Genomic DNA, 22,191 nt, shown 5'->3' with positions numbered 1-22,191 from the left:
GTTACGCCGCCCGCTGCCCTGCCTGCGGATCGCGGAACAGCTTCAGCAGGCGGTCCCACTTGCCGCGTGCGGCCTTGAGGTTGTTGTCCTTGACGTGGCCGAAGCCGCGGATGTCGTCGGGCACGTTGGCCAGCTCCACGGCGGTGCCGTGGTTGGCGGCCGTCAGGCCCTTCGACAGCTCGTCCAGCAGCGCGCGGTATTCGCCGATCAGCGCGCGTTCGGTGCGGCGTTCCTCGGTCTTGCCGAAGATGTCGAGCGGACCCCCGCGCAGGCCCTTGAGTCTGGCCAGGATGCGGAACAGCGTCATGGTCGACGGGCCGAAGCGGCGCTTGACCAGGTTGCCCTTGTCGTCGCGCTTGGCCGTGGTCGGCGGCGCCAGCCAGAAATTCAGCTGGTAGTCGCGGCCCGGTTCGCCCTCGAACTGCGCGCGCAGCTTGTCGAGGAAGATCGGGTCGGTGTACAGCCGCGCCACCTCGTACTCGTCCTTGTAGGCCATCAGCCTGGCCAGGTTGCGCGCCGCCGCCTCGGTCAGCGGCAGGGGCTTGCCGGCGCCCACCAGCGCGCTTTCGGCTGCGCGCACGCGGTTCACGGCATCCCGATACTGCTCGGCGTAGGCGGCGTTCTGGTACTTGGTCAGCAGGTCCACGCGGTTGGCGATCAGCTTTTCGAGCAGCGCGCCGCTCGACGTCGGCAGCTTCACCACGTCGGCGCCCTCGGTCTGCGTCTTGAGCTTGCCGGCCAGCGACAGCACGTGGTCCGGGTCATGGGCCATATGGCGACCCCAGTCAAAGGCAGCCTTGTTCTTGTCGACCGACACGCCGTTCAGTTCGATGGCGCGCTCCAGGGCCTCGAGCGTCAGCGGAATCCAGCCCTTCTGCCACGCGTAGCCCAGCACCAGCGGGTTGGTGTAGATCGTGTCGCCCAGCAAGGCCACGGCCAGCGCGCTGGCGTTGAGGAAGTCGCACTGCTCGCCCACGGCGTTGCGGATATCCTGCTCCGCCGACAGGCCCGGGAACTGCCACTTCGGGTCCTTGATGAAGGCGGCGGTCGGGGTTTGCGCGGTATTCACCACGGCGCGCGTGCGGCCCGACTGCGTTTTCGAGATGACCTCGTCGGTGGCCGACACGATGGCGTCGCAGCCGATCACCAGGTCGGCCTCGCCCATGGCGATGCGCGTGGCGTGCAGGTCGTCCGGCCTGGCAGCGATCTGCACGTGCGACAGCACCGCGCCACCCTTTTGCGCCAGGCCCGCCATGTCCAGCACGGTCACGCCCTTGCTTTCCAGGTGCGCCGCCATGCCCAGCAGACCGCCGATCGTCACCACGCCCGTGCCGCCCACGCCCGTCACCAGGATGCCGTATGCGCGTCGGATCTGCGGCAGCGCCGGCAGCGGCAGGTCGGGCAGGCCGCTCATCGACACGCCACTGGCCTTGGGCTTGCGCACCTGCGCGCCTTCGGCGGTGACAAAGCTCGGGCAGAAGCCGTTCACGCACGAGAAGTCCTTGTTGCACGACGACTGGTTGATCTGGCGCTTGGTGCCCAGTTCGGTTTCCAGCGGCTCCACGGACAGGCAGTTCGACTTGACCGAGCAGTCGCCGCAGCCTTCGCAGACGGCGTCGTTGATGAACGCACGGCGTGCCGGGTCGGGGAACGTGCCGCGCTTGCGGCGGCGGCGCTTCTCGGTGGCGCAGGTCTGGTCGTAGATCAGGATGGTGCAGCCCGGCACCTCGCGCAGTTCGCGCTGGATCGTGTCGAGCTGTTCGCGCGGATGCACGGTCAGCCCTTCGGGCAGCTTGATCGCACTGTTGTACTTCTCGGGCTGGTCCGTGACGATGACGATTTTCTTCGCGCCTTCGGCGGCCACCTGGAACGCGATGTCCTGCACCGACAGCTGGCCGTCCACCGGCTGGCCGCCCGTCATGGCCACGGCGTCGTTGTAGAGGATCTTGTAGGTGATGTTCACGCCGGCCGCGATCGATGCACGGATCGCCAGCAGGCCCGAATGGAAGTAGGTGCCGTCGCCCAGGTTCGCAAACACGTGCTGGTCGCCGGCAAACGGCGCCTGGCCGATCCAGGCCACGCCCTCGCCGCCCATCTGGCTGAAGGTGCTGGTGTTGCGGTCCATCCAGACCGTCATGTAGTGGCAACCGATGCCGGCCAGCGCGCGGGAGCCCTCGGGCACGTTGGTGGACGTGTTGTGCGGGCAGCCAGAGCAGAACCACGGCTTGCGCTCGGCGGTCACGCGCGGCGTGGCCAGTGCACGCTCCTTGGCGTGGATGATGGCCAGCCGCGATTCGATCCGCGCGCGGATATCGGCGGGCAGGTCGAACTTTTCCAGGCGCGTGGCGATGGCCTTGGCGATGATCGCCGGCGACAGTTCATAGTGCGCCGGCAGCAGCCAGTTGTTCTGCGGGATCGACCATTCGCCGCCCGCGTTGTCCTTTTCGTCGAACTTGCCGTAGACCTTGGGGCGCACGTCGTCGCGCCAGTTGTACAGCTCTTCCTTGAGCGCGTACTCCATGATCTGGCGCTTTTCTTCGACCACCAGGATTTCCTGCAGGCCTTCGGCAAACGCGCGCGCGCCGTGGGCTTCCAGCGGCCAGACGCAGCCCACCTTGTACAGCCGGATGCCCAGCTGGGCGCAGGTGACGTCGTCAAGGCCCAGGTCGGACAGCGCCTGGCGCGTGTCGAGGTAGGCCTTGCCCGCGGTCATGATGCCGAAGCGCGCGTGCGGCGAATCGATCTCGATACGGTCGATCTTGTTGGCGCGCACGTAGGCCAGGCTGGCGTACCACTTGAAGTCCAGCAGCCGGGCTTCCTGCTCCAGCGGCGGATCGGGCCAGCGGATATTGAGCCCGCCCTGCGGCAGGATGAAATCGTCGGGCAGCACGATCTGCACGCGGTGCGGATCGAGCTCGACCGAGGCGGACGATTCCACCACGTCGGTCACGCACTTCATGGCCACCCACAGCCCCGAGTAGCGGCTCATGGCCCAGGCGTGCAGGCCGTAGTCCAGGTATTCCTGCACGTTGGACGGGTACAGCACGGGCAGGCCGCAGGCCTTGAAGATGTGCTCGGACTGGTGCGCCAGCGTGGACGACTTGGCCGAGTGATCGTCGCCCGCCAGCACCAGTACGCCACCGTGCTTGCTGGAACCGGCCGAGTTGGCATGCTTGAAGACGTCGCCGGTGCGATCGACGCCGGGACCCTTGCCGTACCACATGCCGAACACGCCATCGAACCTGGCGTCCGGATACATGTTGACCTGCTGCGAGCCCCAGACGGCCGTGGCGGCCAGGTCTTCGTTCAGCCCGGCCTGGAACACGACGTTGTGCGCCGCCAGGTGCTTCTTGGCCTTCCAGAGCGACTGGTCGAGTGCGCCGAGCGGGGAACCGCGATAGCCGGAAATGAAGCCGGCGGTATTCAGGCCGGCGGCGCGGTCGCGTTCCTGCTGCAGCATCGGCAGACGTACCAGTGCCTGGGTGCCGCTGATGTAGATGCGGCCTCGCTCCAGCGTGTACTTGTCTTCGAGGGAAACGTTTTCGAGCGCGCGGCGGATGGCGTCGCTGACCGGTGGGGTCAGGGGGGCATTCATATGTGCTCCTCTTTCGGCCCTGCGTGGGGCATGCTGTCGGGATCACCGACACATCATTGATGGGCAGCCGTCCGTGGTCTCTTGTGGAGGCGTCGGGCGGCCGTGTCTCTGCGCGGCATGGTAGCACCGGCGTGCAGGCCGCGGTACCGTGCGATGCAGCATAAAACGCGCCAGACACCCCCGTGCTTTCCCGTATACGCCTATGCTGCACGTGTACACTGCGGTGCATCCAAATGGCGCGCGCGTGAGATCGATGATGTCCGCGCGCCACACGCGGGGGGCGCCGCCATGGTGCAACCCGGCCCCATCCAGAAGAACCGAACATGACCAATTCTCCCCGCCAGGGCGCTACCCTGGCCGTGCTGATCGACGCCGACAACGCGGCGCCCGCCATCGTCGAAGGCCTGCTGGCCGAAGTGGCCAAGTACGGCGTGGCCGCCGTCAAGCGCATCTATGGCGACTGGACGCGCCCGAACCTGTCGGGCTGGAAGGACCGCCTGCTGGCCCATTCGATCCAGCCGATCCAGCAGTTCCGCTACACGGTGGGCAAGAACGCCACCGACAGCGCCATGATCATCGACGCCATGGACCTGCTCTACACGGGCCGCTTCGATGGGTTCTGCATCGTGTCGAGCGACAGCGACTTCACCCGCCTGGCGTCGCGCATCCGCGAGCAGGGCCTGACCGTCTACGGCTTCGGCGAGCGCAAGACGCCCAAGCCGTTTGTTACCGCCTGCGACAAGTTCATCTACGCGGATGTGCTGCGCGGCGATGCCGACACGGACGCCGATGCCGACACCGACACCGGCACGGCACCGACGCGCCGCCGCAGTTCGCAGGAGTTGCGGCAGGACTCGCGCCTGGTGCGACTGCTGCAGAGCGCCTCGCAGGCCGTATCGGACGAGGACGGCTGGTCCACGCTCGGCGGCATCGGCAACTACATCGCCAAGCAGGCCCCCGAATTCGATTCACGCAACTACGGCTACGGCAAGCTGTCGGAGCTGGTTGCCGCCACCAACCTGTTCGAAGTGGAAGCCCGCAACGGCGGCAACAACAAGACGATCTGGGTGCGGCTGAAGAAGCGCGGCAAGGGCGAGGGCGGCCAAGGCGGCCAGCAGGGCGGTCAGGCCCAGCAGGGTGGCCAGCCGCAGCAGGCGCAGCCGCAATCCCAGGCCCAGCGCCCGGCTCCGGTGAAGCCGGCGCCCGCACCCATTCCCACGCAGACCGTGGCGCAGCCGGTGCCCCCGGTGGAAACGCCCGCGCCGGTGGTGGACATGGAAGCCATTCCCGAACCCGCGCCTGCGCTGTCGGCAGACGACGAGGCAGCCGGCTCGGCTTCGACGCTGATCCCGGAGACCGTGGAAGCCGCCGATGAGGTGCCGGCACCGCGCGGCAGGCGTTCCCGGCGTCCGGACGTGACGCTCAGCGAAACGCCATGGCCGATCGATCAGTCGGTATTCGCCGCACCGGGGACGACGGTCCTGGCGGCGCAGGTGACCGAGGCAGTGCCGGCGGCATCGGCCGAAGCTGTCGCCGATGTCGCCGAGGCATCATCGCCCGAAGCCGATACGGAGGCCAAGGCACCTGCCAAGCGGAAGCCCGCCGCAAAGAAGGCCGCCCCGCGCAAGCGTGCGCCGGCGAAGAAGGCGGCCAAGGCTGCGGAATAAGCGTTAGCTGGTCCGCAGGCCAGGCGCGTGAGCGGCTACCGCTTTACCGCACCAGCTGATTGATCTCGATGATCGGCATCAGCACCGCCAGCACGATGAGCAGCACCACAACCCCCATCGTCAGGATCAGCAGCGGCTCCAGCAGGCTGGTCAGGAACAGCGTGCGGCGCTCCAGTTCCTGCCCTTCGCCGGTGGCGGCGCGCTCCAGCATGATGGGCAGGTTGCCCGTGGCTTCACCGGATCGGATCAGGTGCACCAGCACCGGCGGAAACTGGTTCTGCGCGGCCAGCGCGCGGGCCAGCGACGCGCCTTCGCGCACGCGCGTGGTGGCGTCGTCGACGTTGTTCTTGAGCGCCACGTTCGTCAGCGTTTCGCCTGCCGCCTGCAGGCTGCGCAGGATCGGCACCCCGGCCGACACCAGGATGGCCAGCGTGCTGGCAAAGCGCGCGGTGTTGTAGCCGCGAATCAGCTTGCCCACCAGCGGCGCGGTCAGCAGCCAGCGATGCCACGACAGCTTGATGTCGGGCTGCTTCAGCAGGCTGCGGATGATCGCCGAAATCACCGCGATCACGGCCACCGCGGCCCACCACGAGTTGCGCACGAAATCGGACAGCCACAGCATGATGATGGTCAGCATGGGCAGCTTCTGCTTGGTGTTGGCGAACACGCTGACCACCTGCGGCACCACGTACGACAGCAGGAAGATCACGATGGCAAACGCCACGAACGTGACGATGGCCGGATAGGTGAACGCCAGGCGGATCTTCGACGTCAGCTGATTGCGCGTCTCGATATAGGTGGCCAGCCGCTCCAGCACCACGCCCAGATGGCCCGAGTGCTCGCCCGCCGACACCAGCGCCCGATAGATGTCCGGAAAGTCCTTGGGATGCTGGGCCAGCGCCACGGACAGCGAACTGCCGCCCATGACCTCGGCCCGGATGCCAGCCAGCAGTTCGTGCACATACTGGCGCTCGGCCTGGTCAGCCAGCGCGCCCAACGCTTCGTCGAGCGGCAGGCCCGACACGATCAGGCTGGCCAGCTGGCGGGTGAACAGCGCCTGCTCCTGCGTCGACAGTCGCCGCACAAAAAGGGTACTGCTGCTGCGCTGGGCCAGGCCGGCACCGGCCAGCGGATCGACGGTAAGCGGCGTCAGGCCGCGCGCACGCAACTGGGCGCGCGCCTGCTTGGGACTGTCGGCCTCGACGACGCCCCGGTCGGCTCGGCCGGAGGCATCGGCAGCTTCGTAGCGATAGGCGGGCATGCTGCGGTCCCCGGCTTATTCGCGCGTCACGCGCAGCACCTCTTCCAGCGAGGTGGCGCCGCTGTCGATCCAGCGTTGCGCATCGCCGCGCATCGTGTGCATGCCCTTGGACAGCGCCACCTGCTTGATCTCGGATTCCGGCTGCTGGCGATGGATCATGGTCTGGATCTCGTTGTCGACGGTCAGCAGCTCGTAGACGCCCATCCGGCCCTGGTAGCCCGAATGGCCGCACTTGTCGCAGCCCACCGCGTGCCACACGCGCTGCAGCGGCTTGCCCTGCGCGTGCAGGGCTTCCGACTCCGTCGCCTTGACCTCGATCACTTCCTCGCGCTTGCAGTGCGGGCACAGGCGCCGTACCAGCCGCTGCGCCAGCACGCCAAGCAGCGACGACGACAGCAGGAACGGCTCGATGCCCATGTCCACCAGCCGCGTGACGGCCGATGCCGAATCGTTGGTGTGCAGCGTGGCCAGCACCAGGTGGCCGGTCAGCGATGCCTGCACCGCGATCTGCGCGGTCTCCAGGTCGCGGATTTCACCGATCATCACCACGTCCGGGTCCTGGCGCAGGATGGCGCGCAGCGCCTTGCCGAACGTCATGTCGATACGCGGGTTGACCTGCGTCTGGCCGATGCCGTCGAGGTCGTACTCGATCGGATCTTCCACGGTCATGATGTTGGTCGTGTGCGAATCGAGCCGCGACAGCGCCGCGTAGAGCGTGGTGGTCTTGCCGGAGCCGGTCGGCCCGGTCACCAGCACGATGCCGTGGGGCTGGCGTACCAGGTGGTCGAAACCGGCCAGCGTTTCGGGTGCCATGCCCAGCCGGGCCAGGTCCAGCCGGCCGGCTTCCTTGTCCAGCAGACGCAGCACGGCGCGCTCGCCGTGGCCGGTGGGCAGCGTCGAGACCCGCACATCCACCGGGCGCCCGCCCACGCGCAGCGTGATGCGGCCGTCCTGTGGCAGGCGTTTCTCGGCAATGTCCAGCTGCGCCATGATCTTGATCCGCGAGATCAGCGCGCCGTGCAGCGCCTTCTTGGGCCGCACCACGTCGCGCAGCGTGCCGTCCACACGGAAGCGCACCACCGACGCCGACTCGAACGGCTCGATGTGGATATCCGATGCCTGTTCGCGCGCGGCCTGGGTCAGCAGCGCGTTGATCATGCGGATGATCGGCGCGTCGTCCTCGGATTCCAGCAGGTCTTCGACGGCGGGAATGTCCTGCATCAGGCGCGACAGGTCCACCTCGCCCTCGACCTCGCCCACCACCTGCGCGGCCGAGCCATCCTGGCGGTTGTAGGCATCCGACATCGCCGCGTCCAGCGCCGCCGGCTCCAGCACGCGCAGGTGCAGCGCGCCATGCACGCGCGCCACTTCGGCCAGCGCGGCTGGCGATGTCTGGCGGCTGACCCAGACTTCGAGCCCGTCCGGGCGCTGGTGCGCAATCAGCAGCGGCGCCTCGCGCGAGAACGAATACGGCACGAGCCGCGCCGCCATCGGCGACGGCGGCTCCAGAGGCGCTTCGGCTCCGGCGGCGGTGGCGAGTGTTTCGGTGGCCATGTCGATGATGCTCAACTCTGCGAGGCCTGACGCGTCGCGAACGACTCGTCGTTGAACGACAGCGGCCGCGGCGTCGCGGACTGGGGCGCCTGTTGCGGCGCTTGTTGCGGCAGCAGTTGCGGCGCCTGTTGCGGCACCGGCTGCGAACCCGGCTGGCCGGGCGTCTGGTCCAGCGGCAGCGGACCCTGCTGCAGGGTGCCGCCGCGCGGATCCACGAACGGGGTGGTCGGCGCGTTGGCCGGCGGCAGCACCGGTGTCACCGCGTCATGCACGATCATGTTAGGCGACACGAAGCCTTGCTGCTGCGTGCGCATGTAGTCGTAGCGGTCCTGCGTCAGGCGGTCCGTGGCGGCCGTCGTGCGCATCACATAGGGACGCAGGAACACCAGCAGGTTGGTCTTGGCGCGGTTCTTGTTCTCGTAGCGGAACAGCGAGCCGATCCAGGGGATGTCGCCCAGCAGCGGCACCTTCTGCACGCCGTCGCCGTAGTTGTCCTCGATCAGGCCGCCCAGCACGATGATCTGGCCGTCATCGACCAGCACGTTCGTCTCGATCGAGCGGACGTTGGTGGTCGGGCCCGAGGTGTTGGCGAGCGTGCCGGCCACCACCGACGACGATTCCTGGTAGATCTGCATCTTGACCAGGCCGCCCTCGCTGATCTGCGGGCGCACGCGCAGCGTGATACCGACGTCCTTGCGGTCGAAGGTCTGGAACGGCGTCACCGAGGCGCTGCTGCCGGTCTGCGCATAGGAGCCCGTCGTGATCGGAATGTTCTGGCCGATCAGGATCTTGGCCTCTTCGTTCTCGAGCGTGATCAGGTTCGGCGTGGACAGCAGGTTCACGCTGCCATTGGTGCCCAGTGCCCGCAGCAGCGCGCCAAGGCCCAGGGCCTTGTTCACGACGCCCAGGTTCAGGCCGCCCGCCGTGGGCAGCAGCTGCTGGATCGCCGCCAGGCCGGCGGTCTTGTTCTCGCCGTAGAGCACGCCGGCCGCCGTCAGGTTGACGATGTTCTGGCCGCCCGTGCCGAAGTTCGTGCCGGCAAAGCCGGTGACGCTGCCGCCGCTGTTGACCAGGCCCTGCCACTGGATGCCCAGTTCGCTGGCCTGCGTGGACGTCACCTCGACGATCATCGATTCGATGTAGACCTGCGCGCGGCGCGCGTCCAGATCCTCGATCACGCCGCGCAGGTTGCGGTAGACCGGTTCGCTGGCCGTGATGATCAGCGAATTGGTCGACGGATCGGCCTGGATGATGCCGCCCGTGGTGGGCTGCTGGTTCACGGCAAACGACGACGAAAACGCATTCGAGCCGCCGCCCGAGCTGCCAAAGCCCGACGAGCCCGAACCGCTGCGGTTGTAGCCGCTGCTGCTGCCGCCGGTGTACTGGCCGCCCTGCGGCAGCGAGGTGGTCTGCGACGTGGCGCCCGTGGCGCCGGCGATGCCGCCGGCCTGACCGCCCTGCGTCGAACTCGCGAAACTGCTATCCGCCGCGACGATGGCGCGCAGCGTGGCCGCCAGTTTCACCGCATCGGCATTCTTCAGCGGCACCACCCAGATATTGCCGGGGCGCGCATAGGGCTGGTCGATCTTCTCGATCAGCTGGCGCGCCTGCTGCACACGGGCGCGGCTGGTGGCGCGAATAATCAGCGAATTGCTACGTGGCTCGGCGACGACGGTCGTGCGCAGCGACGCATCGCCGGCTGCGGCGCCGCCCCCGGCGCCGCCGGCCGCCGATGGGTCGAGCAGTTTCTGCAGCACCACGGCCGCATCGCTGGCCACGGCGTTCTTGAGCGGGACCAGTTCGACTTCGCCCGATGCCGGCGCATCCACGGCCGCGATGATGCGGGCCAGGCGGCGCAGGTTGTCGGCGTAGTCGGTGATCACCAGCGTGTTGTTGGCCGGGTAGGCGGTGATGGTGTTGTTGGGTGCGATCATTGGACGCAGCACCGGCACCAGGTTGTTGGCCGACTCGTAGTTCAGCCGGAACACCTGCGTCACCACCTGGTCACCACGGCCGACGCCGGCGCCGATCACGGTCGGCGACCCCTGCAGCTTGGCATCGGCCTCGGGCACCACCTTCGTGAAGCCGTTGGATTCCACCATCGCGTAGCCCTGCATGCGCAGGACCGACCCCAGCGTTTCCAGCGCCTGGGCCCGCGACACCGGCTGCTCGGTCACCAGGTTCACGGTGCCCTTCACGCGCGGGTCGATCACGAAATTCTTGCCCGTGGCCTGGCCCACCGCCTTCACCACCGATTCGAGATCGGCGTTGACGAAGTTCAACACCACCTGGTCACGGTTGCGTGGCGAGATGTCATTGGGCTGCGGTACCTGCTGCTGCGGCTGCGCCCACGCCATGGCGGGCGACAGCAGCGACAGGGTGCACAGCAGCGCGGTAGCGCGGGCGCAGACGGTGCGGACGAGGTGGTGGTGTGCTTGCGTTGTCATCATCGGTTTCAGGCCCGGGCTTCGGCGATCAGAAGCGCAGCCTTGTCACGTTGTTTTCTGTTCGTCCCAGCAGGCTCAGCAGGCCCGCCAGCTGGGTGGCCGCCTCGGGGTCGGCATGGGCCGTACCTTCGAAGCGGGACTGCCGGCCGAGCGTGCCGCTGCCCTCCAGATGCAGCGGTCCGGCCGTGGTCTTCAATTGCAGGCGGCCGGCGGCGCCGGCCAGGTCGACTTCCACGCGATAGCTGCCCAGCGGGCGCAGGCGGCTCACTGCCGCCGACATCTGGTCCAGTTGCAAGGTCAGATGCCCGAATTTCTGGTTGCCGGCAAACTTGCCCTGCAGCGCCGTCCAGTCGATCCGCATCGTGCCGTCCGGCCGCAGCGTGTTGAACGGGGCGCCAATGCCCTCCAGCAGCGACGCCGGCAGGCGGATGCCGCCCGACTGCACGGTCCAGCCAGCGGGCGTCACCGTCACCGTTACCGGCGCGGCCATCGTCATGTCCTGTTCCAGCACCAGGCGCAGCGTGCCGGTCAGCAATGGCCAGAACGCCACGTCCCAGGTCAGCCGGCCCGGCAGCACGGTCGATGTCTGGCTGCCCGCGCCGGCGGACAGCGCCAGCGTGGCGCTGCCGTGCCACAGCGTGCCGGCCGCATCGGCCAGCAGCACGCGGCGTCCGCTTTCCGTGGCAATGCGTTCGGCCATCCACGTGGCGGGCAACGAAGCCGTCACCGTCACCACCACGGTTGCCGCGCCCAGCAGCGCCCAGCGCAGCCATTGCGAGCCGCGCGACGCGCGGACGCGCCGACGGGGCAGGCGCAGGGCCTCGAGCCGCGCCATCAGTTGCGGCCACCGGCACCGGGGCCTTGCAGCGTTGCCGTGACATTGACCAGCGCCGTGGCGCCGACATAGCTGATGCGGGCGTCCGTGACCTTGAGCCGCTGCTGGGCGCGCACATCCTGCAGCCAGCTGGCCACCGAGCCAAAGGCCACCTTGTCCAGCTGAACCTGCACGGCGTTGTCGCCGGTGGCCGCCAGGCGCGTGGCCTTCAGACCATGCTGCCCGAGGTTGTCCTGCAGCGCCTGGGTCAGCGCATCGCCGCGCAGCGACGGCGCCGGGCTGGCTTGCAGGCCGCGCGCTTCCTGCGCCAGGGTTTCCATTTCGGCCAGGTCGGCGCGCTGCGCCGGCAGATTGCGCATCAGCCGGTCGCGGCCGGTCGCGGCCGGCTCCCACAGCACCAGGTAGCCGAACACCAGCACCAGCACCACCGCGCCACCGCCCAGGATGGCCTGTTCGCGCGGATTGCGGGCGTTCCAGAACGTGTCGAAGCGTTCGCGCCACGCGTCGGGCATGCGCGGGCGCAGCCTGCCAAGGCGGCCTGCGGACGTACCCGTTGCAGCGGTGCCGGCGGCGGGGCGCCTGGCGGATTGACCGAACTTCATGCGCCGGCCCTGCCTTGCGCCGGACTGTCGGCGCGCGCTTCGCTCTTGATCGTCCAGCGCGAGCCGGGCGGGGTCGGGGCGCCGCCCGCACGCACGGCGGCGTCCGGCGGCGTCTTGTCTTCTTCCATCTGCAGGCCTGCTTGCCGCGCCGCACTGCGCAGCGCATTGGTATTGGTGCCCGGCTTGAGCGTGACGTAGAGCGCGCCGGCGCGATAGTCGAGCTGCAGCAGCGCATCGGGTGGCAGGCTTTGGGCGGCGCGTGCGAAGCCGTCGGCCAGCGGCAGGAAATCGCTCGGTGTGCTGCGGCCGCTGGCCGTGCGCAGCTGTTCCATCTGGCGGCGCATCAGCAGCGGGGGCTCGGCCACCGGCGGCACGTTCGGAAAGGCGGTATGAAGGATATCGATCTGGGCGGCTTCGATGCGCTTGGCCTCCTGACGCAACATCAGCCATTGGGCGTTCATGCCGATGATCTGCACCAATGCCAGCCCCACGGCCAGCGCCACCGGCAGGCGCCAGGCCAGCACGTTCCAGCGGTCCATGCGGCCCTGCGCGAACTCGAACTGCGCCAGGTCGACCTGCGGATCGCGCAGGCAGGCTTCGGCGCCCGCCAGCCAGATGCGCCAGTTTTCGGAAATCCGCGATGCACGTGCGACCGGCCGCTGCGCACGCAGCGCGGGGACCGGCGCGTGAGCCAGTGCGGCAGGGTCGCCGTGCCATACGCCGGCCGGGGCCAGCACCTGCCAGGCGGCCAGGGCCTGGTCATTGAGCAACAGGCCGTAGCCGTCGTAAGGGCCGGTCCGTACCGTCAGCTGCCAGAGTCGGGCCGTGTCGGCGGCGGCCGGCGGCGGCGCGGCGGCGTCCAGCAGCGAGGCCGACTGGGCCAGCGCCGATGTCGCGGCTTCCACCACCAGCGTGGCCGGCTGGGCCGCGGCATCGGCCGTGGCGGGCGTCTCAGGGACAGACGGCTGCGGCGCGGGGGCGGGCGTGGCGTCTCCGGCCGTCGCCGGTTCTGGTGTCGGTGCCAGGATATCGGCCGTATCGGCAGGGGCCGGCGCCAGCGCGGTGGCTTCCTCCAGTGGCAGGCACAACTGGGCCGGCAGCACGTTGCGCCGGCGGTGCTTGTGTTCGGTGAACTGGTCGAGCGCGGCGCGCAGCCAGGCGCGGTCGGTGACCATCAGCAGGCGACGGCGCGGGCCGCGCGCCGGGGCGGCGGGATCGAGCGCCGGGCCCAGGGCGATATGGCACGGCGCGGCGTCCGTGGCCAGCATGTCTTCCACCAGGTTCGGCAGGGCCAGCCGCAGCCGGGCGGGCGGCAGCGGCGGCACCATGGCTGCCGTGAGCAGCACATCGCTGGCGGCCAGAATCAGGACCAGGCGGTCCGCCGCCGGCATTTCGGCCGCCAGGGCGTGGCCTTCGCGCAACAGCTCGGGCGCAGGCGACAGGCCGCCGGCGCGGCTTTTTTCCGCGGATGCCCGTACCAGCGCAAAAGGCATCGCGCCAAACTGCCACGGTTGCGGCTGGTCATGCGGCCGGTGCGGCAGGCGGACGTAGAGCGTGGTACTCAAGATTTCCCTGTTGTCTGTGGCGAAGATGCGCTGGAGGCGCGTGACTGGCCCGTCAGCCGCCCGCTGGCGCCCATGGCGCCATGCGCCGGGGCAGGCTGGCGGGCACAATCCCTGGCCTGGCGGCAGTTGGCTGCACCGGACCCGGCTCGGCGCAGCAGCATACCTTGCCTGTGTGACTTACGCGCGTCAATAGTGGTCCGGCTGATTCTGCAGAACGTTGATGCCTACACGCATCCGGGCAAAAACGGCTTGCGGGCTGGCCCCGTTTCAGCGTTGCTCGGGCATGGCGTCGGCGTCGCGGGTCCAGATGATCCTGGTGGTGTTTCCGCTGCCCAGCACGTCGGCCCGGAACACCAGCGACACCTTCAGGCGGCGCGCCCGCTCGTGCCGGACCAGCCCGTAGATCAGGAAATAGTGCGTGCGCACGTCGACCGCGTCGCCGGGGTTGACGGCCTGCGGGGCAATACCCTGCAGTTGGGTCGTCACGTCGCCGGTGTTGTTGAAGTAGCTGCGGTCGCGCTGGCGCACCAGCTCGCGCGCCCGGTCGAGCGGCAACTTGTCGATCACGGCGGACAGGACTTCGGCCTCGGCGGTGTTGGCGTTGACCTTGGTACGTTCGGGCAACACCGTGACGAACGGCTCGAGCACCGCCACCATTGCCGGCGTATAGCCGGGCACGGCGAGCAGGTCTTGCACGCTGTCGGGCGGACGCGGCGCGGGCTGGCCGTTTGCCGAAACGCCACGGGCCGCGCGCAGGAAATACTGCGCGGTTGGCTCGGCCAGGCCGGCGTTCATGCCCAGCGTTTGAAGCAGGCGCCTGAAGGCCAGCAGCGACGGCTGGTCGATATTGGCCACGCGGCCCGTGCCATCGGCCTGCCAGATATAGAGGTTGGTCAGGTTGAAGCGCGCCTGCGCGTCGAGGATGCGGCCGGACACGAACGACGTCTCGCCGCCTTCTGACGTGCTGACGCCCGCGCCCAGGAAGTCGGACAGCCGGGTTTCGGCCACGGGCACCGACCACGGTTCGCCCAGGTAGTCCACCTGCGAACGGCGCTGGTCGTCGCGCAGGATCAGGCGCGACCAGTCCACCGCTGCCCGTTCGATCCAGGCAGCCTGGGCCACCAGCCGCTGGTTCTCGATCGAGCGGATCTGCACCTGCTGGCGCCACAGCATGCCGGATACCACCACCACAGCCAGCGTCACCATCAGCAGGGCCGTCACCACGGCGGCGCCGTGCTGGCGGCGCGGGCGCATGCGAAACGATGTGGCGAAGGGCGCGCGTGTCATCACATCCCCGTCATGCAGATTTTCTGGAACTGCCGCGTGGCATCGCCGTCGCCCATGCGCGCGAACACGTTCAGTTCGACGGCACGCACGGCCACGCTGTTCGAGATCGTGCCCAGTCCGGCCTGGGCATCGCTGGCGCCCGTGGCGGCCGCTGCGGCCGCTGCCGCGGCCTCGGCCGCGTTGGCCACGGCGCTGCCCTGCATCAGCCCGGTGCGTACGCGGCCGGTATCGATCAGCCAGCCTGCCGGCTCGACCCAGACGCGCGCCGACAACTGGTCGGCGTTGCCCAGCAGCGGTCGGATCTGCAGGCCTGCGCTGCCCGGCTGGCGCAGGGCCATCAGCGCGCCCTGCACGTCGTTGCGGGAATACGCGGCGCGGCTGGCCGCGCGTACCACGGTATTGCCGTCGAGCCGGTAGGCCACCACCTGCCAGGACGGCGGCTGGCCTTCGTCGCGGCGGTCGCGCACCAGCAGCAGCTGGTTGGCGCCGATCTCCACGGGGCTGGCCTGCAGCAGGGCCGGTTGGGCCAGGTGCTCGCAATCGGACTGGAACTGGCCGTAGAGCACCTTCAGCGCATCGAGCCGGGCGTCGTGGTCGGTCAGCCGTTCGCGGCTGCGGGTCAGGGAATCGAGGGCGCGCCAGCCGATGACGGCCATCACCGCCAGCAGCGTGATGGCGACCAGCATCTCCAGCAGCGTGAACCCGCGCCGGGCACCGGAGCGGATGCGGCGCTCAGAGAACATTGCGGGTTTCATTGGGCACCAGCGTGACCAGCCATGCCAGCCGCACCGACTTGTTGCCGGCGGATGGATAAACGGCGACTTCCACACGACGGAACGACGGATTGGGCGTGCCCGAGACCAATTCCTCGCACCACAATGCCACGCCGCCCTGCGGGCAGTCGTAGCCGCGCGTGCCCGGTTCGGGCCAGGTCTTGGACAGCCGCAGCGTGGCCAGGTGGTTTTCGGCGCTGAACTCGGCCAGCATGCGCTGCTGCAGCGACGCGCTGGACTCGACCATCGATCCCATCGCGCGCATGGCGGCGGTGAGCGCCACGGCCAGGATGGTCAGCGCGACCAGCACTTCGATCAGCGTGAAGCCCCGGGCCGGGGCGCGGGCGGGGAAGGGCCGGCGGATCATTGCGTCACCGTCGCCACGTAGCGGCCGCTGCCGTCGCCGGTCACGTCCACGCGGATGTCGCCGCGCGTCAGCACCAGCCGCTGCGGTTCGTCGATCAGTTCGCGTCCGAAGACCAGCCGTATCGGGCCCGTGCCTGGCTGGCGGCCGCCCTGTACGACGACCGCGCCATCCAGCGGAACGCGCCAGTGGCCCGGCGCAAAGACGTCGGTGCGCATCGGCACCCAGCCCTGCGGCGTGGATTCAAGAAAACGCCATCCCGAAGCGTCGCCTTCCCAGGCCAGCGGCCGGGCGCCGAGCTGGGCATCTTCCTGGGCCAGTTCGAACAGGCGGGCGATGCGCTGGCCATCGTCGAGTACGCGGCCGCGATCATTGGGGGTGGCGTTGACCGCCACCAGGGAGATGACGATGCCGGCGATCACCATGACCACCAGCAGTTCGAGCAGCGTGAAGCCGTGCAGCCGGCGGCGCTGGAGTAGGGCGGACTGGCCGCGCGGCGTCGCCGGAGTCATGAAGGGAAGGGGTGGGGTTTATTCCCAGTTGCCGATATCCGCGTCGTTGCCGCTGCCGCCGGCCTGGCCGTCGGCGGCAAAGCTGAACACGTCGATCTCGCCGCGCACACCCGGGTTCAGGTACTGGTACGGATGCCCCCAGGGGTCCTTGGGCAGCTTTTCCAGATAGCCGCCGCCCTTCCAGTTGTTGGGGATCGGCTCGGTCGTGGGCTTGTTGACCAGCGCCGCCAGGCCTTGTTCGGTGGTCGGGTAGCGGCCGTTGTCCAGGCGATAGAGCTTGAGCGCCTGCATGATCGACGAGATATCCTGACGCGCGGCAACGATACGTGCCTCGTCGGGACGGCTCATGATCTTGGGCACCACCAGCGCCGCCAGCACGCCCAGGATCACGATCACCACCATGATTTCAATCAGGGTGAAGCCGCGGGCGAGGCGGCGATGAAGTTGCGTCCGGAGGGCGGCAGTCTGGGTCACGGTTCTGCGCATCGGTTGTATGCCTTGAGGTCGAGGTATGGTCGAAGAGTATAACCCCCGCCAGATGACCGTTTGGTGTGCTGCCGGGGTATCAGGGCCCGATAAATGTACCAATGTGCAACTGCAATAAAAATATTGCATTCAGGATGCATGTTATCTATGATTCCAGGCACGATGCAACTGACCCGATTCTCCGACTATGCCTTGCGCCTGCTGATGTACGTATCACGCGGCGACGGCACCCGTCCGATCACGATTGCCGAAGTCGGCCAGCAGTTTGACATATCGCACAATCACCTCGTGAAGGTGGCGGCGCGGCTGTCGAAGCTGGGCTGGATCTCGGCCACGCGTGGGCGGCATGGCGGGCTGCAGCTGGGCCCGGGCGCGGAGACGCTGTCGATCGGTACGATCCTGCGCGAGCTGGAAGGGCACAAGTCCGTGATCGACTGTGCCGACCCGCCGTGCGCGCTGCACGGCAATTGCCGGCTGAAGCGGGCGCTGGAGCAGGCCGAAGAGGCGTTCTACCAGGCGCTTGACGGCGTCACGCTGGCCGAAGTTTCCGGCAACAGCCGGACGGCCGAGTCGATCATCAGTCTGCATCGCGATTTCCTGAGCCGGCGCGTGGCCTGAGGCAGCGGGGCGAGACCCCCAGCCGCAGTCTGACGCCGGCTTTATCGTGCCAAAAACATGCATTTAAAATGCATGAATTCACAGGAGTTTTTGCTGATGTTGTCCGCTGCTTCCCGCCCCTATATCGATGCCAGCGTCCCCGTGCTGCGCGAGCACGGCCTTGCCATTACCACGCACTTCTACCGCGAGATGTTCGCGGCGCGCCCCGAGCTCAAGCATCTGTTCAACATGGGCAACCAGGCCAACGGTTCGCAGCAGCAGTCGCTGGCGTCCGCGGTGTTTGCCTATGCCGCCAACGTCGACCGCGCCGATGTGCTGGCGCCCGTGGTGGAGCGCATTGTCCACAAGCACGTGGCCGTCGGCCTGACCTCGGCCCACTATCCGATCGTCGGCAAGTATCTGCTCGAAGCCATTGCCGCCGTGCTGGGCGATGCCGCAACCCCGCCGCTACTGGCGGCCTGGGACGAAGCCTACTGGCTGCTGGCCGGCGAACTGATCGCCGCCGAAGCCCGCCTGTATGAGCGGCACGGCGTCAAGGCCGGCGAACTGCAGCGTGTGCGCGTGATCGCGCGCGAGCAGGAAGGCGACCAGGTGGTCTCGCTCACGCTGGCGGCCGCCGACGGCAAGCCGCTGCGCGACTTTGCCCCGGGCCAGTACATCAGCGTGGAAGCCATCCTTGCCGACGGTCATCGCCAGCTGCGCCAGTACTCGCTGTCTGGCGAGCGCGGCCTGCCCACGTGGCGCATTTCGGTCAAGCGCGAGGACGGCAGCGCCGAAACCCCGGCCGGTGCGGTATCGAACTGGCTGCACGACAACGCGCATGTCGACACCACGCTGCATGTCAGCACGCCGTGGGGCGACTTTGCGCCGGCCATCGACGACCGCCGCCCGATCGTGCTGATGTCGGCCGGCATCGGCGTGACGCCGATGGTGTCGGTGCTGCGCACGCTGGCCAAGGAAAATCCGCACCGCCCGGTGCTGTTCGCGCACGCGGCACGCCATGGCCGGCACCACGCGCATCGCGGCGACCTGAGCTGGGCACGCGAACGGATGCCGAACCTGCGTACCCACATCAGCTACGAAACCCCGCAGGCTACCGATGTATCGGGCCGTGACTACGACCACGCCGGCACGATGCCGATCGAATCGCTGCTCAAGGCCGAAGACACCTCGGCATTCAACGATGCGCGCTTCTATCTGTGCGGCCCGCTGGGCTTCATGCAAGCCCAGCGTCATGCGCTGATCAATGCGGGGATTCCGGTGGGTCATATCCACCGCGAAGTGTTCGGTCCCGACCTGCTCGACGACCTGCTCTGATCCTGGTCGCCCCGGCCAGCCGCGGGCTGGCACGACGGACAGACAATCGACACCGGCGTCTGGTACGCTAGGCGACCTCCTGCATTCCGCCGCCTGGCGTACCGCTCGTGCCAACCCTGACCCGGCCTGCCTTCCGCTTCGACCTTTCTGCCTCCTGGCTGCCGCGCGCAGCCGGTCTGTTGCTATTTGTCGCACTATGCGCACTGGTCACGCACTGGGTGCTGGCGTTCAGCGCGATGCGGACGATTCCCGTCCCCAAATCGGCGCGTATCGCCCAGACCGAGGCCGTGGAAACCGGGGCGGTGGCCACGCTGTTCGGCGGCAGTGCGCAAGCGGGTGTGCGGGATATCCAGTTGATCGGCGTGGTGGCGGACCTGGATGGCGTGGGTCCGGCGGCAGCCATCCTGTCGCTGGATGGCGGGCCGCCGAAGGCCGTGCGCGCCGGTGCCGCGCTCTCGCCGCAGATCCGCCTGACCGAAATTCATGGCCGCAATATCGTGATCGAGCGCAATGGTGTGCGCCAGGAGATTGCGCTGCCGCTACAGAACACCGTATCGGTCGGTCGTCCGGGCAATGCGCCGGCGGCGCCGCCGTCCGGTGCTGCCGCACCGCTGTCCACGCCGATGCCGGCTCCCGTGCAGTCGCCGCCGCCGGTGGCCAGTGCGCCGATACAGCAGCCTCAGCAGTTCCAGCAGCCGGCACCCCAACAGCAGGGCTTCGCGCCGCAGGACTTCCAGTCAGTGCCGCCGCACGGGGCCGAGAACCTGCTGCCGAAAGACTGATCAAATCGTAAAAATACGAGTTTCACAATATTGCGCAATCTTTGACTGTATTGCGGCGGTTTACGGCCCGAGTCGATTCTGTGAGGCCCGTAACATCGTATTAAAACTGCCAACTTGGCGTGGTTGTCTGCGTTCTAATCCGTACATGCCCAACGTGATGACAAGGAGCACAGACATGCAACGCAATCACAAGACGCACATCCTCAAGAGCTTTATCGCCGCCTCGGCCGTGTTCATGGCCGCCGGTGCCGCCTTCGCGCAAACCACGCCGGCCCCGGCCGCCCCCCAGGCGGCTCCGCAGGGTGGCCCCGCGCCTCACCACCGCATGGGCGGCCCGGGCGAGCACCACCATGGCGGCATGATGTGGATGAAGTCGGTCGACACCGACGGCGATGGCACGATCTCGAAGGCCGAAGCCGACGCGCTGTTCAACAAGATCGACACCAACCACGACGGCAAGCTCGACAAGACCGAACTGGCTGCCTATCGCAAGGCGGCCTGGGAGCAGCGTCGCGCCGAGATGAAGGCCGAATTCGAAGCCAGGTTCAAGGCGGCGGACAAGAACAACGACGGTGCGCTGACGCGCGACGAGTTCAAGGCCGCCTTCCCGCGCATGGCCGACCGCTTCGACAAGCTCGACGCGAACCGCGACGGCAAGGTGACCATGGCTGAAATCCAGTCGGACATGCAGAAGATGCACAAGGACCGGATGGATCGCATGCAGCGTCGCGGCCCTGACGGTGCCTCGGCCCCGGCCGTTCCGTCGACGAGCGGCAACTAAGCCATTGCCCCGGCACCTGCCAGGCGCGGCCTTCGGGCCGCGCTTTTTTATTTGGCTGGCACCATCCTTGCCTCGCCCCACGTGACGCATGCGCCCGCTGCAAATGGCTGCCGCACTCGTCCCTGCATGAAATAAATTGCGGACTTGTGCACGACTTGCTAAATTTGCGCAAAAAAATTGCCGACAAACATATTGCGGAGCAACAAAACGTGAGCAAGGTGGAGCTGGACAAGATCGACCGGAAGATTCTGGAGGTCCTGCAGACCAACGGGAGGCTGACCAATCTGGAAGTGGCGGAGCGCGTGAATCTGTCGCCGAGCCCCTGCCTGCGCCGCATCCGTCGGCTTGAGGAAATTGGCGTGATTCGCCAGTATGCGGCGCTGCTCGAACCGAACAAGATCGGGCTGGGCCTGCTTGCCTATATCAATGTGCGGTTGGAAAAGCAGGGCGGCACACCCAAGGGCAAGGCGCCCCTGGACCTGTTCCGTGCCGCGATCCAGACCTGGCCGGAAGTGGCCGCGTGCCATGCCATGACGGGCGAGATGGATCTGCTGCTGAAGGTCTACGTCGAAGACATGGAGCACTTTGCGCGCTTCATGCAGGAACAATTGCTGGCGCATCCGTCGGTGATTGATGTGCGTTCCAGCTTTGCGCTGGAATCGATCAAGGACACCACGGCGCTGCCCGTGGCCGGTGGCGCCTGACAGCGAGCGGCTCAGGCTGCACTTTGGTCCGCACCAAACAGAAACGGCGCACCTTGCGGGTGCGCCGTTTTTCATTCGGGGTCGCCGGAACGGGTCAGGCGGTGCCTTTCTGCGGCACCAGCGAGCGCCAGAAACGCAGGCCAAAGCGGCGGACATCGCGCAGGTTGCGGCGGACCATGTAGTCAAGGTCAGCCACCTGTTCGTCGATGGCCTCGGTCAGGCGGCTCACCGTGTCGGCAGGCGGCAGTTCCAGGTAGGCATCGGCTTCGCCATAGGCATATTGCACCTTCATGCCGGCCTTCTTGGCGATGTGCATCATCGCCGCGTTGCGCGACAGGCAGTGCATGTACAGCGTGCGGACGTTGGTATTGCGGCCATGGATGGCGGCGCGCTGGAACAGGGCGCTGCCGATGCCGCGGCCCCGGGCGCTCTTCGACACCGACACGCCGAACTCTGCAACGCGGCCCTGGGCGTTGTCGCGAAGGTTTGCGAAGTGGCCGACGCCCACCAGTTCCAGGTGCTCGTCATAGACGCCAAACACGCTGTCGTGGTCGAAATCGATGCTTTCCACATACGCCTCGATCACGTGGTTGCCAACCGACTGGCCAAAACGGAGCAGGCGATCTTCCTCGCCCAGGGCGAGAAAATGCTTCTGCAGACGCGAGCGATGATGGGCAGCCAGTTCGCGCACCAGTGTGGTGGGACGCTGGGTTGCCTGGCTCGCCTCGGCTGCACGGCGAAGATCTTCGTCGGTGACTGCGCCGACGGCCTTGCTCAGTTCGAGCGGGTTCACTTGGTTTCCTTCTTCAGTGATCGGTATAAAAATAGCACCGTCGCGGTGGTCGTCCCTGCTCTTTCATCAAACTCTGTGCGGCATGAGTCGGATTTGTGATCCAGAATGCGGGATTCGGGCAAACACTAGGTTGCTGCGGCGCGAAAAGTATTGTAGTGGAATTGTCAGTATCGCGTAAGCTACCCGTCCGCCAAACTGTGGCGCGAAACCGGTGCATATCAAAAAACGCTGACAATTCAAAAGGTTAT

General features: G+C 67.6%; 19 protein-coding genes. 6 read left to right on the top strand and 13 right to left on the bottom strand.

Annotated elements, in window-relative coordinates; translation table 11 throughout:
• Position 1: 1 nt before the first annotated feature.
• Complete coding sequence (locus D9X30_RS01735; RefSeq protein WP_153946414.1) at positions 2–3,595, bottom strand: indolepyruvate ferredoxin oxidoreductase family protein; 3,594 nt, start codon at positions 3,593–3,595, stop codon at positions 2–4.
• Positions 3,596–3,918: 323 nt separating this feature from the next.
• Between D9X30_RS01735 and D9X30_RS01730 the strand changes: the two genes are divergently transcribed.
• On the top strand, positions 3,919–5,262 hold the full coding sequence (locus D9X30_RS01730) for an NYN domain-containing protein (protein WP_153946415.1): 1,344 nt from the start codon (positions 3,919–3,921) through the stop codon (positions 5,260–5,262).
• Positions 5,263–5,305: 43 nt separating this feature from the next.
• On the opposite strand, the gene gspF is transcribed toward D9X30_RS01730, so the two are convergent.
• The 11 genes from gspF to gspG form a co-directional block, all read right to left on the bottom strand.
• Positions 5,306–6,523: a type II secretion system inner membrane protein GspF gene (gspF, locus tag D9X30_RS01725; protein WP_153946416.1), complete on the bottom strand. Its 1,218-nt coding sequence runs from the start codon at positions 6,521–6,523 to the stop codon at positions 5,306–5,308.
• Between the two features lie 15 nt (positions 6,524–6,538).
• A complete protein-coding gene (gene gspE / locus D9X30_RS01720) occupies positions 6,539–8,014 on the bottom strand; it encodes a type II secretion system ATPase GspE (protein ID WP_502799603.1) in 1,476 nt (491 codons plus the stop codon).
• 74 nt (positions 8,015–8,088) lie between these two features.
• Positions 8,089–10,524: a type II secretion system secretin GspD gene (gene gspD / locus D9X30_RS01715; protein ID WP_153946418.1), complete on the bottom strand. Its 2,436-nt coding sequence runs from the start codon at positions 10,522–10,524 to the stop codon at positions 8,089–8,091.
• Between the two features lie 28 nt (positions 10,525–10,552).
• Positions 10,553–11,359, bottom strand: a complete 807-nt coding sequence (locus D9X30_RS01710) for a type II secretion system protein N (protein ID WP_153946419.1) — start codon at positions 11,357–11,359, stop codon at positions 10,553–10,555.
• Positions 11,359–11,871 (bottom strand): type II secretion system protein M, encoded by a 513-nt coding sequence (locus D9X30_RS01705; RefSeq protein WP_228770814.1) that lies wholly within the window; start codon positions 11,869–11,871, stop codon positions 11,359–11,361. The genes D9X30_RS01710 and D9X30_RS01705 overlap by 1 nt, the downstream gene beginning before the upstream one ends.
• An 86-nt stretch (positions 11,872–11,957) precedes the next feature.
• Positions 11,958–13,526 (bottom strand): type II secretion system protein GspL, encoded by a 1,569-nt coding sequence (gspL, locus tag D9X30_RS01700; protein WP_153946421.1) that lies wholly within the window; start codon positions 13,524–13,526, stop codon positions 11,958–11,960.
• A gap of 267 nt (positions 13,527–13,793) precedes the next feature.
• Entirely contained in the window at positions 13,794–14,813 is a 1,020-nt protein-coding gene (gspK, locus tag D9X30_RS01695) for a type II secretion system minor pseudopilin GspK (protein WP_228770799.1), read from the bottom strand.
• Positions 14,813–15,556, bottom strand: coding sequence for a PulJ/GspJ family protein (locus D9X30_RS01690; protein WP_228770800.1), 744 nt, complete (start codon positions 15,554–15,556; stop codon positions 14,813–14,815). Before D9X30_RS01690 ends, gspK begins: the two co-directional genes overlap by 1 nt.
• Positions 15,546–15,953 (bottom strand): type II secretion system minor pseudopilin GspI, encoded by a 408-nt coding sequence (gspI, locus tag D9X30_RS01685; protein ID WP_153946423.1) that lies wholly within the window; start codon positions 15,951–15,953, stop codon positions 15,546–15,548. Before gspI ends, D9X30_RS01690 begins: the two co-directional genes overlap by 11 nt.
• On the bottom strand, positions 15,950–16,462 hold the full coding sequence (locus D9X30_RS01680; protein ID WP_153946424.1) for a prepilin-type N-terminal cleavage/methylation domain-containing protein: 513 nt from the start codon (positions 16,460–16,462) through the stop codon (positions 15,950–15,952). The genes gspI and D9X30_RS01680 overlap by 4 nt, the downstream gene beginning before the upstream one ends.
• Positions 16,463–16,480: 18 nt before the next feature.
• Complete coding sequence (gspG, locus tag D9X30_RS01675) at positions 16,481–16,948, bottom strand: type II secretion system major pseudopilin GspG (RefSeq protein WP_153946425.1); 468 nt, start codon at positions 16,946–16,948, stop codon at positions 16,481–16,483.
• A gap of 162 nt (positions 16,949–17,110) precedes the next feature.
• On the opposite strand from gspG, the gene D9X30_RS01670 reads away from it, so the two are divergent.
• The 5 genes from D9X30_RS01670 (at position 17,111) to D9X30_RS01650 (ending at position 21,150) form a co-directional block, all read left to right on the top strand.
• Complete coding sequence (locus tag D9X30_RS01670; RefSeq protein ID WP_194946470.1) at positions 17,111–17,566, top strand: RrF2 family transcriptional regulator; 456 nt, start codon at positions 17,111–17,113, stop codon at positions 17,564–17,566.
• Positions 17,567–17,662: 96 nt separating this feature from the next.
• A complete protein-coding gene (locus D9X30_RS01665; protein WP_153946426.1) occupies positions 17,663–18,883 on the top strand; it encodes a globin domain-containing protein in 1,221 nt (406 codons plus the stop codon).
• A 107-nt stretch (positions 18,884–18,990) separates the two neighbouring features.
• Positions 18,991–19,665 carry a general secretion pathway protein gene (locus D9X30_RS01660; protein ID WP_249640855.1) on the top strand — a complete coding sequence of 225 codons (675 nt, stop codon included), beginning with the start codon at positions 18,991–18,993 and terminating at the stop codon, positions 19,663–19,665.
• 175 nt (positions 19,666–19,840) lie between these two features.
• Complete coding sequence (locus D9X30_RS01655) at positions 19,841–20,446, top strand: EF-hand domain-containing protein (RefSeq protein ID WP_153946427.1); 606 nt, start codon at positions 19,841–19,843, stop codon at positions 20,444–20,446.
• Positions 20,447–20,655: 209 nt separating this feature from the next.
• Complete coding sequence (locus tag D9X30_RS01650) at positions 20,656–21,150, top strand: Lrp/AsnC family transcriptional regulator (RefSeq protein WP_029051418.1); 495 nt, start codon at positions 20,656–20,658, stop codon at positions 21,148–21,150.
• Between the two features lie 94 nt (positions 21,151–21,244).
• Here D9X30_RS01650 and D9X30_RS01645 read toward each other — a convergent pair whose 3' ends face one another.
• On the bottom strand, positions 21,245–21,943 hold the full coding sequence (locus D9X30_RS01645; protein ID WP_249640854.1) for a GNAT family N-acetyltransferase: 699 nt from the start codon (positions 21,941–21,943) through the stop codon (positions 21,245–21,247).
• Between the last annotated feature and the right edge of the window lie 248 nt (positions 21,944–22,191).

The organism is Cupriavidus sp. U2 (genome assembly GCF_009663685.2).
GTDB lineage: Bacteria > Pseudomonadota > Gammaproteobacteria > Burkholderiales > Burkholderiaceae > Cupriavidus > Cupriavidus necator_C.
This window is presented reverse-complemented; position numbering and strand designations above follow the sequence as displayed.